We start from the raw sequence: 15,875 nt of genomic DNA, 5'->3' as shown, positions 1-15,875 counted from the left end.
AATGGCCCTAAACTGGAAGAAAACATTTCAATGGGGATTCGTCGCCATACTTGCCACACTCATTGGCGCATCAGCCATCAATCGTCTCGCTGGCCTCTTCTATTTAAAAGATCTCAAAACAGAAGACGCCGTTTACCAGTTCACCCAAAAAAAAGAGTCAGTCGATGGAATTACAATCCAGATGGATTTTGTTAGGGAGGGATCACCATATTACAGCCCTGTCATGAGTGCGGACTATACGATTTTCGTAGTCACGATCACAAACAATGGAAAAAGCTTTATTGACTACCAGCCAATGGACTTTTATATGGAGTTGCCGGGCAGCATGACCTCACGACCATTTGATCAATCCGAAATCAGCGAAGCCCTCTCATCAAGCCTTTTGGGCACAGCTATGGCTCCAGGAACGATGGCGAGACTAAACAGAACCAGGAAGATGGTAGACCAAGTCTACCTCCCCCCAGCGCGTGTTTTCCCTAACTACTCAAGAGAGGGGATTGTCGCTTTTCCCCTTATTAGAAGCAGACCGGATTCTTTCGATATCAGGCTAACCCAGCTTTCAATAAACGGGAAGATACTGCCACCCATCATATTTCAAATCAAGAAACTTCCCGCTAAAGCAACTCCACAAAAAAGCTAACTCAGGCACTCATTGCTCCGGAAGCAGTTTTCTTCGGAGAATCATCTCTAATGATCTTTGGCAAGGCTCCATTATTGATGGTTTCCTCAGAAATAATGACCTCACGGACATTTGTTACAGAAGGGATGTCATACATCAAATCGAGCATGACTTCTTCCAGAATGGAACGCAATCCGCGAGCTCCGGTTTTCTGGACAAAAGCCTTGTGGGCAATAGCCTTCAGGGCATCGAGAGTAAATGTGAGCTGAACATGCTCAATTGAAAAAAGTTTTTCAAACTGTTTAATAAGGGCATTTTTAGGCTCTGTCAGAATTCTCAGGAAGGCATCCTCATCTAAGTCTTCGAGAACGGCCATCACAGGGAAACGACCCACGAACTCTGGTATCAGACCATACTTCAAGAGATCGTCCGGGCGAGACTTAACAAGAAGCTCCCCAACTTTCTTACGGTCTTCAACAGTTCGGATATCTGCACCGAACCCAAGATTCTTATTGGAAATTCTTTGGGAAACAATGTTGTCCAAACCTATGAATGCTCCACCACAAATAAAAAGAATATTTGTGGTGTCAACCTGAATAAATTCTTGATGAGGATGTTTGCGACCACCTTGAGGAGGAACATTCGCAACAGTCCCCTCGACAAGCTTGAGCAAAGCCTGTTGAACTCCCTCTCCCGAAACATCTCTCGTGATAGATGGATTTTCGGACTTTCTTGAGATCTTATCGATTTCATCAATATAGATGATGCCCTTTTCAGCCTTTTCAACGTCATAATCGGCTGATTGCAAGAGCTTAAGAATGATATTCTCAACATCTTCTCCGACATAACCAGCTTCGGTCAGAGTCGTAGCATCCGCTATCGCAAACGGAACATCCAGAATTCTTGCCAAAGTCTGAGCCAGAAGAGTTTTTCCTGTACCTGTTGGGCCAATCATTAGGATATTGCCTTTTTGAAGCTCAACATCATCTGAGTTCTGGTTTGCATTGATTCGTTTATAGTGATTATAAACGGCAACAGACAAGACTTTCTTCGCCCGCTCCTGACCAACTACATATTGGTCAAGTATCCGATTGATCTCTACAGGCTTTAAAAGTGCAGCACCTGATGGCTCCTTCTCCTCTTCCCATGTTTCGGACATAATTGAGGAGCATTGGTCTATACATTCATCGCAGATAAAAACCCCCGGGCCGGAAACCATCTTCCGTACGTCTTCCCTTGGCTTTCCACAGAAAGAGCAAGTTACCCCACTCCCGTCAGACTTGTCTTTTTTTTCTTTGCCAGCCATTTAGCGATACCTCCAATAAAGACGGACCATTATACAGAAGGAGTTTCCGTTAATCCGTGTGAGCTCATGACCTTATCAACCAACCCATAATCTTTCGACTCATCAGCTGATAAAAAGTAATCCCTCTCCGTATCCTGCTCAATCCTTTGGAGTGCCTGGCCCGTATGATGGGCGAGCAACTCATTCAGGTGAGACTTCATTTTCAGAATTTCTTTGGCATGAATTGCAATATCTGTTGCCTGCCCCTGAAAACCGCCCAAGGGCTGATGAATCATCACTCTTGCATTGGGGAGGGCAAAACGTTTCCCTTTTGCACCGGCAGCAAGGAGAAATGCCCCCATACTGGCAGCTTGACCGACACAGATGGTTGAAACATCGGGCTTTATATACTGCATGGTATCGTAAATAGCAAAACCCGCAGTGACAACACCACCAGGGGAATTGATGTATATATTAATATCCTTTGATGCATCCTCCGACTCCAGAAAAAGCAACTGGGCTATGACGAGATTCGCAACATTATCGTCAATCGGAGTTCCCAGAAAAATAATTCGTTCTTTCAAAAGTCTTGAGTAAATATCGTAAGATCGTTCTCCACGACTGGTATGTTCAACAACCATCGGTATCAGCATATCGGGCCCTCTTCTATCCTTTTTAAGGAAAAACACTCATTTAATGGGAACAGGTCAACCGATCATCAGTGATTATGGCCAGCATGTTCATGGTTATGATCATGCTCGTGGTCGTGATCATCGCCATTGGCTCCTGGGGGAATGGCAGGAATCCCGAACTTTGAAAAACCAACTTGATCAAAGTATCCGCCTTCTCCAAAATACAAGTCACTGCCACCAAAAGTTGCGCGTCTCAGCATAATTTCTTCCATTTTGACCCGTCTGGCTTTTTCCAGCGCTTGATCTGCCGCCTGACGGTTAATTTCCCGACCCATTTTCTCGCCCTTGGCACTCAGGATCTGCTGATACTCTCGACTGACAACATCATAGTCAGGATGGATTTGCTCTGAGAAAACAATTTCATCTAATGTCATTCTCCATAGAAGCAACTGACGCAAATCTTCTTTTTCTGATTCGGAAAGTTTTCCACCAATTTCCTGCATCTCGTAAGCAATTCGTTTCTCCGGGACAGCAATCCCCCATGAAGAGATAACTTCCTTCCTCAATTCCCTGACCTTCCGGTCAATCATCGCAACAACCTTGCGAGCCATAACGGTTTTTTTAATATCTGCAAGGACATCTTCTTCTTTTACAGAGGGCTCCTGAGAATTTGACTGCATCCTCGAAATGAGTTGCTCTAGCGTTAAAGGGATTCGTCTTTGTATTTCAAGAATTGTCAGATTGGCTGGAAGCCTTTCAACTCTGGTTCCCCTTGAAAAAGATGGATCAGAGATAGAAAGGGGGATTGTGGCTTCAAAAGATTCACCTTGAGAACGACCTGTCAAAGCCCGATTGAGCTCTTCCGGGATATTTTCTCCCTCCACTTCAACAACTTGCTCTGCTGAAAGCGGGGCTCCGCTAACTGGATGGGATGTCTTCATCTCAATTTTCACAAAATCACCTGCAGCAACAGTCGCGTCTGAAGGGAGATTCTGATCAAAATCTGATGACAGGATCAGGCACAAGCGGGAAAGCTCCACCTTGACTTCTTCATCTGACACCTCAAGACTCTCTTCAGGAGACAGGACAACTCCATAAGGAGATACTTTTTCCGGAAGGACAAAAACTTCCAGCTCACCACTTAACGTCAGCCCATCTTTCTCTGCCTTCGAATCGAGAACGACTTGATCTGGAGCCAGGTGAACAATCGTTCCCTTCACGGCTACTACTAACTCATCCATCGCATTTCTGTGCAACTCATCAAGAACATCAGAATGAATTGAGCGAAGAATGTCTTTATTACGGCGAACAATCGCTTCAGGAACGTGACCTGGTCTATACCCTGGAACTTTCAGTTGACCATTCACCCGGCGGATGCTGTCACGGACTTTTTTAGAAACATCTTCGCCTGGAATATTGACGGTATATCGTCGTTGCACTCCGGCACTGCCCTCAACATCAACCTGCATCAAATTGGAACCCCTTCTTCTATTGTATTGTATCAAAGACCGAGAAGAGCGACCCTCTCCCATTAAAAACAAAACTCATCGTTCCATTATAAACAAGATCTGTCTCAAGAGAAAGTGCACTAGTCCTTTTCATTTATTTCACTAAAAAAACATATTTCATCAGGAGAATACATTGAACCCTACTGAGAAATAATAATATTGATCAACATCAACTAAAAAGAAAAAAGTTCACTGCATTAGACCCTTTAAAAAAGCATTTATCCGATCAAAAAGCGACAACGGAAGAAAATCTTCACCTGCAATTGTCCTGACAATCTTTCTATTCAGGGATGGAGTTTTTGAGATCCCCCGAAAAACTTGCTCACGCCCCCACACAATAAGAGGATTGTCGGAATTCCATACAAAACACATTTCATCCGCTAGATGATGAAGTGCTTTCGTCTTTGTAATCCGGATGTTCTCAAACTTTCTTAACTCATCTAAGAGTGAAGTGGATGGATTACTGAGTGCTGTCTCCAGATGAGAAGCAAGGAGTCTCCCATCCTCCATGGCCTGATTCCTTCCTTGGGCAACATGAGGGTTCGTTGCATGGGCAGCGTCACCGATTACAACAGCATAATCCTTAGCCCACTGCTCAAGATCAACCTTCTGAATAACCCACTCTTTTAAAGCAGATACGCCAGGGAATCCTGCAGAGATCAAAACATCCCCCAACCCGGGAATACACTGATCCACACGTTTCAGAAAATCGGAATTTCCCCTCGACACGAATTCATCAATTTTTCGATCTTTCAGCATATAGAGGAAAAATCTTTTGCGGGAAGAGGTTGCAAATAGGAAAAAGATTTCCCCTGGTCCCAGATAGTACCGAGCGGACATGTCCGATGCCGGTGATTCAAGGGAGAGATTCTCCGGAATCTCAAATGACCAAGACACATAGGAATCTTTATACTCTTTTACAACCCCGGGAAGAGCTAGATTCTTCCTTAGCCTAGAATCTCTCCCATCATCCCCTACAAGGACTTTTCCCTGGATGGTTTGTACTCCTCCCCGTTTTTCAATCTGAACATAGACACCATTATCCCGTGTTTCATGGCTCAGGTATCGTCCCCCCGGGAACAGGGTAACTGAAGGCAAACTCTCGAGCATCTTCCACATCAGGCTATCCTGCAAATATGGTTCTACAGAGAGTGCCCAATCATAAGTAAGACCCTTCCCCTGATAAGAGGAGGTCATCAGCGGCTTTCTGTCAAATCCAAAAAAATGAAACTGATCGTACCGGACATGCTCCTGCAACAAAAGAGGACCCAACAAGCCAAGATCTTCGAGGATCCCGAGCCCCAACGGTTGAATCAACTCGCCCCTACCAAGCGGACTCATCGATTCCCGGGGATCGACCAGAAGGACACGAAAACCACGTTTGCCCAGAAAACAGGATAAGGTCAATCCACCCGGACCCGCCCCAGCAACGATAACATCATATTCGTGATCCAATGATAACAAGTCCTTCCCGGAAGGAATCACTCCACCCCCTATATTAAACTATCTGGAGACCCAACCCAGCAAAGCATTTTGAATGGGAATCATACGACCCTGAAACGATGAAGTTATCGGATCATTATATACACGAACAGAAAGGTTAATACTTCTCACAATACGAATAATTATCCTGTTGACCGAATCCTTTTCAGCCTCTTCTTTAGTAAAACCAAAACCTCGGGAAACAAACCTCCGTCCCCATCGAACAACTCCATTCTGATCAACAAACTTCCCTGTAAATAGTAGGGATTCAGAGTAGAGAGTTGCGCCCCCAAAGCTTTTATAACTCGCTGAACGCATATTTAGAGTGCCAATAAGATTGTTCAATGCAGACTTCTTGATTAAAAAACCCTTTTCTTTAAGATTGTCTGACAATTTTAGGGAAAATGGCTGATGCAGTTTTCGATCAGCCTTAAGACTCAGGGCAATCCCATGGAGTTCCCGTCGATGGTAAAAAGAAACGGGAAGGCATGAAATCATTCCTTTGAAAACATTAGGGAGAATTTGTTGACTGTTGGCAACAGGACGAACACATATTCTCCCTTTGTGCCTGAGCACAAGAATATGGGTCAATACACAGTGAGAGATTCCATCCTCATTCGTGACGCCACATTTCCTTTCGATCCAGGAGGATCTCCTGATTTTCTCCAAAGAAGCCAAGTCCGCACTTGAAATAAGGCCTTGATAAGTCCATAGGATCTTCTTTTCCGAAAAACCCGATGGGGGAAATAAAAAGGTGAAAGGGAAATCCGGGAAATGCCGCGAAGGATCCAGAAAAAGATCTAAAGACAGACCTCTGACAAAATATATTTTTCGATTCATCCGGAAAGAGAGTGTCCAGTCATAAGGAATGCTAATTTTTTTTCCAACAGGAACAATCAGTGATTTTTGAGAAACTTTGTAAGGAGAAAGAGTGATGGATCTCCTTATCATCCATAACTCCATAAAAGTTTTTTGACTCAACTTGTCAAGTTGTTTTCTACGAAAGGAAGACATCAATTTCTGTGAGTGAAAACGAGAAGAGGATAATTGATTTTTTTCAAGGGAAAGGATGGCTGACAAAGCATTTCCATTTGATAACTGTTTCGCAACTTCATGATCACGAACAAACATGTTTGTTAACCGATTTTTATCCTCAAGAAGAAATACTCCTTCCAATTTTTTGAGAAACACTGTTTCAACTGAAACCAGTACCCAAGCTTCCCGTGTTTCAGGGTGTATAGATCTTTGAACGAACCATTTATCACAAATAGTGGGTGAGTGGGGATTGTGACAATTTTCCAAAGAAAGGCTGGTAAATGGCGAAACAGGAACAGTCTTGCTCCAATCAGATTCAATGAATTGTCTCTCTGCAGGAAGGACCCGTATCCCTCTTTGGGAAAACCATTCCCATACTCTTCCGAATGCAGCAGATCGCGCCCGAGACAAGGCAATCCGCTTAGATGTACTGGATGTCCCTTTCCCGACAAACCAAATCAGATCGGAAGTTGTTTTCAACTGATGGGATACCCAGACAGGAACTTGTGGGGAGGATTGCCATAGAATCCCTTTTTCCCTTTCATCCGGAAAGCTTGCACAAGCGGAAAGGAATGCCGTCAAGAAAAGAAAAAACGCAAACAGCACCCGTTGAGAAAGTTGTTGGCAATAAAATGTCATAAGCGTCTTTTCAGGAGAGATCAATGGAAAAAAAGTCAACGACTTCCTGAGGGCCGTCGGCTCCAGCAGGATAAAGCTTGGGGTCGCGATTCAAAGAAAGAAATGCCTCCATAAAAGCCCAAGCTTTTTCGACTTCATCATTTCTGGCAAACAAGGTCGCATCCCCGATCATAACGTCATAGATCAACCGGGAATAAGCTTCCGGTGGGTCGTCGGGATAGATCTGATTATAGGCAAAAGTGAGATCAGCCTGATCAATCCTTAGCGGAGAGCCTGGCCTTTTAATACCAAATCGAAGAGATATTCCCTCATTTGGTTGAATCGACAATGTCAAAACATTCTCTGTATCATCATGACACCCGGCCAGCCGAAAAAGTGCCACAGGAGGCTTTCTGTAGTGAAGAACAATCTCTGTTGCCTTTCTGCTCATACGTTTTCCGGCCACCAAGTGAAAGGGAACGCCAGCCCAACGCATATTCTGTATTTCAACCTTCATCGCTGCATATGTTTCGACAACTGACCCTGCTTCAACCCCCTTCTCCTGTCGGTATGCCATCACCGGTTCATCAAGAACTCCTCCTTCAGCATATTGCCCGAACAAGATGGATTCGGATGGCGCCCCCCCCTTCCAGGGAACCAAGGCTCGTAAAACTTTGACTTTTTCATCTCTGATACTATCCGCATCAAAAGAAACTGGTGGCTCCATCGCCGTTAATGTCAAAAGCTGGAACAGGTGGTTCTGAACCATATCCCTTAAAATGCCGGCTTTTTCAAAGTAAGCACCTCTGCCTTCAATCCCGATGGTCTCAAATACACGGATTTCGACACAACTGATCACATCCCGACTCCACAACGCACCAAAAACGGGGTTGGCCAGACGAAGGATGAGTATATTCTGGACTGTTTCTTTCCCAAGATAATGATCGATCCTGTGGACTTCCTCCTCACGAAACACACTAAGCACCGACTTGTTCAGTGCTTTTGCAGACGGAAGATCATGACCAAAGGGTTTTTCTATAACCAACCGTGTAAATCCGTTTCTGCCGGAGGAATCTAGCCTTGGACGAATACGTCCTATCTGTTCCACAATAGGAATAAAGAAAGCAGGAGGAGTTGCAAGATAAAACAGAATATTTCCGTTGACAACCTTCAAAATTTCTGGATCCAGGAGGTATTCAGCCAAACGGTCAAAGTCATCGGACCTCTCAAACGATAGGGGAAAGTAATGAATACGTTCAAGAAATGCCTTCAGATCTTCCGGATCGTCTTTTGGATCCTCTGGCAAATGACGAGAAAAAGACCTGATCCCGTCAACCGCTTCTTTTCTAAAGCCCTGTGAAGACTTGTCCTTTCTGGCAACACCGATGATTCTCGTTTTTGGATGAATGTCCCCCTTGCGGTGAAGCTCATATAAAGCGGGCAAAAGTTTTCGATGCGTCAAATCCCCGGATGCCCCAAAAATAACAAAAATAAGCGGCGGAGGCTCATGGTGAGCCGCCATATTTGGTTCGATTCGGATCAAAGGCAAAGCCTCCAGAAAGATGTCTTCGGATAAAAAGAAGCATGGGTAGCGCCGAGGTTACACCAATCAACTGTCAAATAATTTTCCCTCAAAAGGTTTTCAAAACAGGTCTTTGAATTGGGACTTTATACGCACGAGAATTCCGTCTCGGGAAAAACCAAACTCTTTCATGAGAACTTCTCCCGGAGCAGAAGCTCCAAAATCAGTCATTCCAATTAAAAGATCCCCATCGTTTGAATAAGGAGCCCATGTAAGGGGAGAAAGGGCTTCAACAAAAACGCGTGGAAGTCCCTCTAAAAGAACACTTCGACGGTATTCAACCGATTGAAGGTTGAAAAGTGTCGTTGATGGGATAGAAACCACCCGGCTCCCGATACCCTGCTCAAGAAGAGCATCCGATACCGATAGCAAAAGAGAGACCTCTGAGCCGGATCCAACAAGAACAATCCTTACAGGAAGGACGGTTTCTCTTAATACATAACCGCCTTTCCGGACACCATCAGAAAGTTTCTGATAAGGAAGATCTCCTAGGACAGGAAGCTTCTGTCTAGTCAGAATCAATGAAAGCGGACCATTGTGGCCACTCCAGAACCAGTCGAGAGCTGCGAGTGTTTCATTTGCATCAGCAGGTCGAATAACAGTCATCCGTGGAATGGAACGAAGTCCAACGAGATGCTCTACAGGTTGATGTGTGGGCCCATCTTCCCCCAGTGCGATACTGTCATGTGTTAATACATAGAGAATAGGAAGCTTCATGAGGCTGGATAATCTCATTCCTCCCCTCATGTAATCACTGAAAACAAGAAAGGTTCCACCATAAACCCTAAAATATCCTGTTAATGCCAAACCGTTTAGAATGGCTGACATCCCGTGTTCCCTTATGCCAAAATGCAGATTGGGACCGGCGGGAGTCTCTGGAGAGCAGGCAGATTCTCCCTTGATAAGGGTGTTATTCGATGGAGCAAGATCTGCCGATCCACCAAACAAACCCGGTACAGATTTGAATGCTCCCTGCAGGATCTCCCCAAAAGCCTGTCTTGTTGCCATTCCTTTTGTATCAGCGGGGTAGGGCTTGATGTTTTGAAGTGGTTTGTCGATCTGTTCTGAATGCTGCCATCGTTCCAGCTCTGCCGCCTCAGATGGAAAAGACTGCGCATATTGGCTCTTCATGTCTGACCATGTTTTGAACGAAGCTGACCGACGTTCTGTTTTGGACAAAAACGACTGCCGAACATCATCCGGTACAAGAAAGGAAGGTTCTGTTGGCCATCCAAGATTAATCTTTGTTTTTCGGGTTTCCTCTGATCCAAAAGCGCTCCCGTGGGCATGAGCCGTATTTTCATAAGCTGGGCTGCCAAAACCAATCAATGTTCTGATCGAGATAAATTTTGGACGATTCCTTTCACCCTCTGTCTGAAGAGTTGGATCTGTTGCCCAGGAATATGCCGCACGAAGCTCTGTCAGGTTATTTCCGTCAAGAACATGTCTGACCGCCCAACCCATCGACTCATATCGAGCAGGAACATCTTCCGAAAAAGCTAGGTTCGTCGGCCCATCAATCGTGATATGATTATTGTCGTAGAGCAGTATGACGTTTGACAGCTTCTGATGACCTGCGAAGGAAGCGGCCTCCTGTGCCACACCTTCCATCATGCAACCATCTCCCGCCACTATAAAAACCCGTCCATTAAACAAATCAAATCCCGGACGATTAAAAACCGAGGCAAGACGTCTCAACCCCAAAGCCATTCCGATTCCCATTCCAACACCTTGACCTAACGGTCCTGTGGTTGCCTCAACTCCCACTGTATGGCCATGTTCCGGATGTCCCGGAGTCAAGCTTCCCCATTGTCTGAAATTTTTCAGGTCAGAAATGGACAGAGGATAACCCGTAAGATGAAGGAGGGAATACAGCAGCATTGACGCATGGCCGGCCGATAAAACAAAACGATCCCGGTTAGGCCAATTCGGATGTTCTGGACTATGACGCAGGAATTCCGTCCACAAAACGTACGCAGCAGAGGCAAAACCCATCGGTGTCCCGGGGTGACCAGAGTTCGCTGCCTCAACGGCATCGAGCGCAAGCATCCTGATCGTATTGATCGAATTCAGTTCAAGGTTATTATTTGGACTTTCTACTTCACCCATCATCACACTCCTCATTTTATCATCCAAAACTTCGACAGATTCCTTGGCATTACAAAAGAAGCGCTTCGAATAAAAAACGGATCCCTATATTGACCTATTTTTATAGGAACAGTTCTTTCCGGGGAATTGATACAGACAAAAATCAATACATCATTTTGACAACACGCTCCAAGTCATTCGAGAGAGCAGCCCTGTCGACCCAAAATGTAGCCGACTCACCGATTTCTGCCCGGAGCAAAAGAAGTTCCTGAACGGGAGACGGTTTCATCCGAAGAAGGATATCCTCAAGAATTGGCCGTTTATCTTCTCCCATTACCAGAAAAATCAGATGGCGGGCATGAGCGAGTAAATGATACCCCATCGAAACCCGGGCTTCTCTCTCTTTTGTGGCAGATGAACTCACAACAAGCTGATGGTGTTCAAGTTCAGGGAAAGTACCCGGGAAAAGGCTCGCAGTATGCCCATCCGGACCAATCCCCAAGAAGACATAGTCCAGGACAGGAAGATGCGGGCCAGGCGCACCCAAGACCTGCATGATTTCATGCGCATATCTCAATGCTTCTTCCGAAGCGACAGGAGCTTCTCCCAAAATCCTGTGTATCCGTTCGGGAGAAATTGCAAGTGGATTAAACAGTGTTTCCTTCATCATCCGAAAGTTACTCCGAATATGAGTCGGAGGAACCATTCGCTCATCGCCCTCAAACCATTCCACGTTTCCGACCCAGCCCTCGCATCCAACGGATAAAAGGTGCCCGATTTCGCTGAAAAGACCTCTTGGAGAATTCCCCCCCGAGAGAACAACTGAAGCCGTTTTTCTCGCCAACACATCCTTTTTCAAAAGATCCCTGAATAAAACAGCACCTTCTCTCGCAAGATCCACAGGAGTTTCCCACATTCTAAAAACAGGAATCATCCCTGGATCCTGATGATCTTTTGCTGAATGGGTTGAATCAGTTCCTGTTGTCATGCAATCTCTCCCCTATATGAAAGGACATGGCGACTCGCATAAAAAGCTGACCCGACCAGAGGCGCTTCAGGATCCAGAATAATCCAGACCGGCACCTTCGCCAATAGTTCAGAATATCGCCCCTTTTCTACAAATCTCCTGCGGAAAGCCACGGACTCAAGAAATGGCCTGATCCGAATCGGGATACCCCCACCAATGAAACACCCCCCTCTGGCCAAAACCTTCAAGACCATATTGGATGCCTCCTGTGCCAAAATTTCGGCAAACATTTCAAGAGCCTTCATGCACACAGGATCTTTTTCATCGAGTGCCTTTTGAGAAATTTGAGAGGGAAAATCTGCAGGTGGTTCCGCCTTTGGAATCGGAAGGGGACGATTGGGAGCAGGAATGTCCTTCGCCAGGAAAGTATACAATCGCACAATCCCCATCCCGGAAAGGACCCTTTCCACACTTACATGGGAAAACTCCTCCCACAAATATTCAAGGAGACGTGCCTGCTCCTTATTAACAGGAGCCCAGTCAGCATGCCCCCCCTCTGAAGGAAGAGCAAAAAAGTTCTCGTCCCTGCCACAAAGGACGGCCTCCCCCAATCCTGTCCCGGGAGCGACAAGGACCATCGTCGTTGAGGTGCCCGGCTCCCCTTCCTGGATTGTTGCCAAAGGGATCAGAGGATCACCGCCAACACTCCAGGCCAAAGCTTCAAGATCGTTCAGGAGGTTGACATTTCCTTCCTGAACAGAAATAAGCTTCTCAAGTGAACCGGCATCAACGATCCAAGGCAGGTTGGTTGTCCTGCAGACACGTCCTGTAACAGGACCTGCAACACCGAATGTTGCGGCAACAATATTCGGATCACCCACAAGACGCTCACGGACCCATGAGAGGTATTCCTGAATCATCGGCTCTAGAGAATCGTACCTTTTGCTAGGATATACCGCAGGACAAAGCGGAACAAAGTGCTCCCTCGAGCCTCTTTCTGCCAAAGAAAAAAGTGCCAGGGAAGTTTTTGTCCCACCAATATCGCCCACAAGAACCAAAGGTTGTGCCATTTCAAGCCCTCCACCTTCCGTTAAAGTGTTCTGCACGGTGAATGAAAATCGCTTTACAGCTTCACAAAGTTTATGAATTATCTTGACAGCCCCAATAAGGCGCCCATATGATAACGATATGAGAATAGCCCTTTTGGTCCAAAAAGTCATTTATTCCATTGTGGTCGGACCTTTGGGGCTTTGTCTTTCCTTGATAGACCAAACGATTGGAAAATAAAAATGGCAATATCCCTTCACCAAGCCGTTAAGGTTGGTTCCTATATTCTTAGTCAAAAACTACGTGGACGCCGCAAATTTCCTCTTGTACTGATGCTTGAACCTCTTTTCAGATGTAATCTTGAATGCGCTGGATGCGGAAAGATTCAGTATCCCGAGGAAATCCTGAACAAAAGATTATCCCCTGAAGAATGTTTCAAGGCTGTTGATGAATGCGGAGCACCGGTGGTTACCATTGCAGGTGGAGAACCACTCATTCATCAGGAGATCAGCGAAATCGTTGAAGGAATTGTGGCAAAGAAAAAGTTTGTCTATCTATGCACCAATGCCATCTTGCTTGAAAAACACCTTCACAAACTGAAACCTTCCCCATATCTGACACTCTCGGTTCATCTTGACGGACTTAAGGAAGACCATGACCGCCTTGTTTGCAGAAATGGCATTTTTGATGTGGCTGTCAGAGCCATAAAAGATGCAAAATCAAAAGGCTTCAAGGTGACAACAAATTCCACTGTCTTTGAGGGAGAAAACCCCGAAGACCTTCATAAATTTTTTGATTTTGTTTCCACTCTCAAAACTGATGGCATGATGATTTCCCCGGGTTATTCCTACGCTTGGGCTCCTGATCAGGCCCATTTTCTGAGAAGAGAACGCACCAAGGAGTTTTTCCGGAAGATTTTTGCTCCAATGCATGAGAAAGGGAACACAAAACAGTGGAATTTCAATCACAGCCCCTTCTACTTGGATTTTCTCGAAGGAGCAAGGGACTATGACTGCACCCCCTGGGGCAGTCCGAACTACTCTGTATTGGGATGGCAAAAACCTTGTTATCTTCTTAACGATGGCTATGCATCAAGCTTTAATGAACTCATGGAAACAACTGATTGGGATCAATACGGTCATAAAAGTGGAAACCCGAGATGCCAGGACTGCATGGTCCACTGTGGCTTTGAACCATCAGCTGTTTCAGATGCGACATCAAGCATCAAAAATACCATACGTTCCATATCGAGTCTGATACCTGCAGGATGAACTCCAGCTGCACCAATATATTTGAGCCTGAAACAACACAGTCTTCAAAGAATAAATGAAAGCCATTAGGTTAGTCGCTCCCGGAGATCGGTGGTCGTCACTTCAATACACCGATCTCCCCATACCAGAAATCCGGGCCGCAAACGAAATTCTTGTTCGTGTTCATGCAGCAGGTGTTAATCCCATTGATTGCAAACTCCAGAAAAAAGGGTCCCTGTTTCCTGAAAACCTTCCGATTGTGCCAGGCTGTGAGGGATCAGGAGTTGTTCAAGCGGTTGGTCCGGGCGTAACAGGATTTTCCCCGGGCGACCAGGTTGTCTTTATGTATGGAGGGTTTGGCACAACTCCTGGTACATTTGCCGAGTATACAATCGTTCCTGAAACCTCTCTTTGCAAAAAGCCATCAACGATGACCATGGAACAGGCCGCATGCTTTCCTCTGACACTGATCACCGCATGGGAATCCCTTCATACAAGAGGAAAAATCACCAAAAATGACAAGATCCTGATCCATGCCGGGGCTGGCGGAGTTGGACAAATGGCAATCCAGCTCGCGAAATGCTCAGGTGCACAAATCTTCACCAGCGTCCGAGGGGAAGAAAACAAACAAATCATTCTTCATCAAAAACAAGCCATTCTCCTTGATTCCGAACAGTTCGAAGAACAATTTCTTGAAAAATCAGGAGGCCATGGCCCTGACTTGATTCTGGATACCATTGGAGGGTCCTTCACTTCCAGAAGTCTCTCCCTTCTGGCTCCATACGGAAGGCTTGTGACACTATTGGAGGAACATGTATCCATGGAAGATGCCACGACTTCAAAAAGAAAAAACCTCACCCTCCACTGGATACAGGCGCTTACTCCAAACATTTTAAAGCTTGAGCATCTCCAGAAAGCTCAAACCGATATTCTGAAGAAAGGGGCAATACTGGCTGATGAAGGAAAACTCTCTGTTCAAATCGGTCAGGTTTTTCTGCTTAAACAGGTGGCAAAGGCGATGGATCTCCTTGAATCCGGACATCATCATGGAAGAATTGTCCTTTCCATGGATCTTAAGGAGGATTAGTGGCAACTTACATAGTGGGAGACCTTCATGGGCAAATCCATATTTTGGAAGGACTCCTGTCCAAAGTCTCCTTTTCACCAGGTAGAGATCACTTGATTGCAGTGGGCGATGTGATCGATCGGGGAGAGAACACGGGAGAGCTCCTGCGTTTTTTATTCGCTGGTGCCCGGGATGGATGGTTCAGTTCCGTCAAGGGAAATCATGAAGAAGTTTTGCTTCGACACCTGAAAAACCCCAAGAGCCATCTTCTATGTGTCGATTCTGAATTTGGAGGAAAAAAAACATTGGAGGCCCTGTCCAGAACCTCGGAAAGGAAAGAGATCATCAACTGGATTGAGAGTTGGCCCCTATTCCTAGAAAAATCAGGTCGAATTATCGTTCACGGGGGGCTTCCTTCCATTCAGGGATCTCGAATGGGGGACACAGAACTTTGCGATAAAAGACTTGAACCCATAACGGGCTATCATGCCTGTCTCTGGTTTCGTCCGCCAAAACTGTGCCCATCCTATGATGGACGCACAATTATCTCTGGCCACTCAATTGTTCCACAGGCAGGATCCGTTCAGGATGGGATCATATTAGTTGACACAGGATGCTACCGGACAGGAAAACTATCTGCGATCCGACTCGAGGATATGCTAATTTTTGAATATCAGGGGATCCCCAAATAAGGCA

At 45.7% G+C, this 15,875-nt stretch carries 13 protein-coding genes; 4 read left to right on the top strand and 9 right to left on the bottom strand.

Annotated features, from left to right (window positions below; all coding sequences use genetic code 11):
• The first annotated feature begins 1 nt into the window (after nt 1).
• Nucleotides 2–640 (top strand): hypothetical protein, encoded by a 639-nt coding sequence (locus tag LFE_RS04325; RefSeq protein WP_014449043.1) that lies wholly within the window; start codon nt 2–4, stop codon nt 638–640.
• Between the two features lies 1 nt (nt 641).
• Here LFE_RS04325 and clpX read toward each other — a convergent pair whose 3' ends face one another.
• The 9 genes from clpX to glk all read right to left on the bottom strand — a co-directional run bounded on the left by clpX (nt 642) and on the right by glk (nt 12,886).
• Nucleotides 642–1,925, bottom strand: coding sequence for an ATP-dependent Clp protease ATP-binding subunit ClpX (gene clpX / locus LFE_RS04320; protein WP_014449042.1), 1,284 nt, complete (start codon nt 1,923–1,925; stop codon nt 642–644).
• Nucleotides 1,926–1,954: 29 nt separating this feature from the next.
• Nucleotides 1,955–2,557 (bottom strand): ATP-dependent Clp endopeptidase proteolytic subunit ClpP, encoded by a 603-nt coding sequence (clpP, locus tag LFE_RS04315; RefSeq protein WP_014449041.1) that lies wholly within the window; start codon nt 2,555–2,557, stop codon nt 1,955–1,957.
• 65 nt (nt 2,558–2,622) lie between these two features.
• Complete coding sequence (locus LFE_RS04310) at nt 2,623–4,005, bottom strand: trigger factor (protein WP_014449040.1); 1,383 nt, start codon at nt 4,003–4,005, stop codon at nt 2,623–2,625.
• 228 nt (nt 4,006–4,233) lie between these two features.
• A complete protein-coding gene (locus tag LFE_RS04305; protein WP_158310240.1) occupies nt 4,234–5,499 on the bottom strand; it encodes an FAD-dependent oxidoreductase in 1,266 nt (421 codons plus the stop codon).
• A gap of 48 nt (nt 5,500–5,547) precedes the next feature.
• On the bottom strand, nt 5,548–7,041 hold the full coding sequence (locus LFE_RS04300) for a hypothetical protein (RefSeq protein ID WP_148272545.1): 1,494 nt from the start codon (nt 7,039–7,041) through the stop codon (nt 5,548–5,550).
• 169 nt (nt 7,042–7,210) lie between these two features.
• The gene (zwf, locus tag LFE_RS04295; protein ID WP_014449038.1) at nt 7,211–8,722 is read right to left on the bottom strand and encodes a glucose-6-phosphate dehydrogenase; all 1,512 of its coding nucleotides are present in this window, start codon (nt 8,720–8,722) and stop codon (nt 7,211–7,213) included.
• Nucleotides 8,723–8,821: 99 nt separating this feature from the next.
• The gene (tkt, locus tag LFE_RS04290) at nt 8,822–10,870 is read right to left on the bottom strand and encodes a transketolase (protein WP_014449037.1); all 2,049 of its coding nucleotides are present in this window, start codon (nt 10,868–10,870) and stop codon (nt 8,822–8,824) included.
• A 142-nt stretch (nt 10,871–11,012) separates the two neighbouring features.
• Complete coding sequence (gene pgl, locus LFE_RS13005; protein ID WP_014449036.1) at nt 11,013–11,837, bottom strand: 6-phosphogluconolactonase; 825 nt, start codon at nt 11,835–11,837, stop codon at nt 11,013–11,015.
• On the bottom strand, nt 11,834–12,886 hold the full coding sequence (gene glk / locus LFE_RS04280; RefSeq protein WP_014449035.1) for a glucokinase: 1,053 nt from the start codon (nt 12,884–12,886) through the stop codon (nt 11,834–11,836). The genes pgl and glk overlap by 4 nt, the downstream gene beginning before the upstream one ends.
• 219 nt (nt 12,887–13,105) lie before the next feature.
• Here glk and hpnH point away from each other — a divergent pair, with 219 nt between their 5' ends.
• From hpnH to LFE_RS04265, 3 genes are read left to right on the top strand one after another with little or no spacing between them, the layout of a single operon-like run.
• Nucleotides 13,106–14,134: an adenosyl-hopene transferase HpnH gene (gene hpnH / locus LFE_RS04275; RefSeq protein ID WP_014449034.1), complete on the top strand. Its 1,029-nt coding sequence runs from the start codon at nt 13,106–13,108 to the stop codon at nt 14,132–14,134.
• A 55-nt stretch (nt 14,135–14,189) separates the two neighbouring features.
• Entirely contained in the window at nt 14,190–15,200 is a 1,011-nt protein-coding gene (locus LFE_RS04270; protein ID WP_014449033.1) for a zinc-binding dehydrogenase, read from the top strand.
• Nucleotides 15,200–15,871, top strand: coding sequence for a metallophosphoesterase (locus LFE_RS04265; RefSeq protein WP_014449032.1), 672 nt, complete (start codon nt 15,200–15,202; stop codon nt 15,869–15,871). Before LFE_RS04270 ends, LFE_RS04265 begins: the two co-directional genes overlap by 1 nt.
• Nucleotides 15,872–15,875 lie beyond the last annotated feature (4 nt).

It is taken from the genome of Leptospirillum ferrooxidans C2-3, from assembly GCF_000284315.1.
Taxonomy (GTDB): Bacteria; Nitrospirota; Leptospirillia; order Leptospirillales; family Leptospirillaceae; genus Leptospirillum; species Leptospirillum ferrooxidans.
Note: the sequence above shows the minus strand (reverse complement) of the source record. Positions and strands in the feature narration are given on the sequence as shown.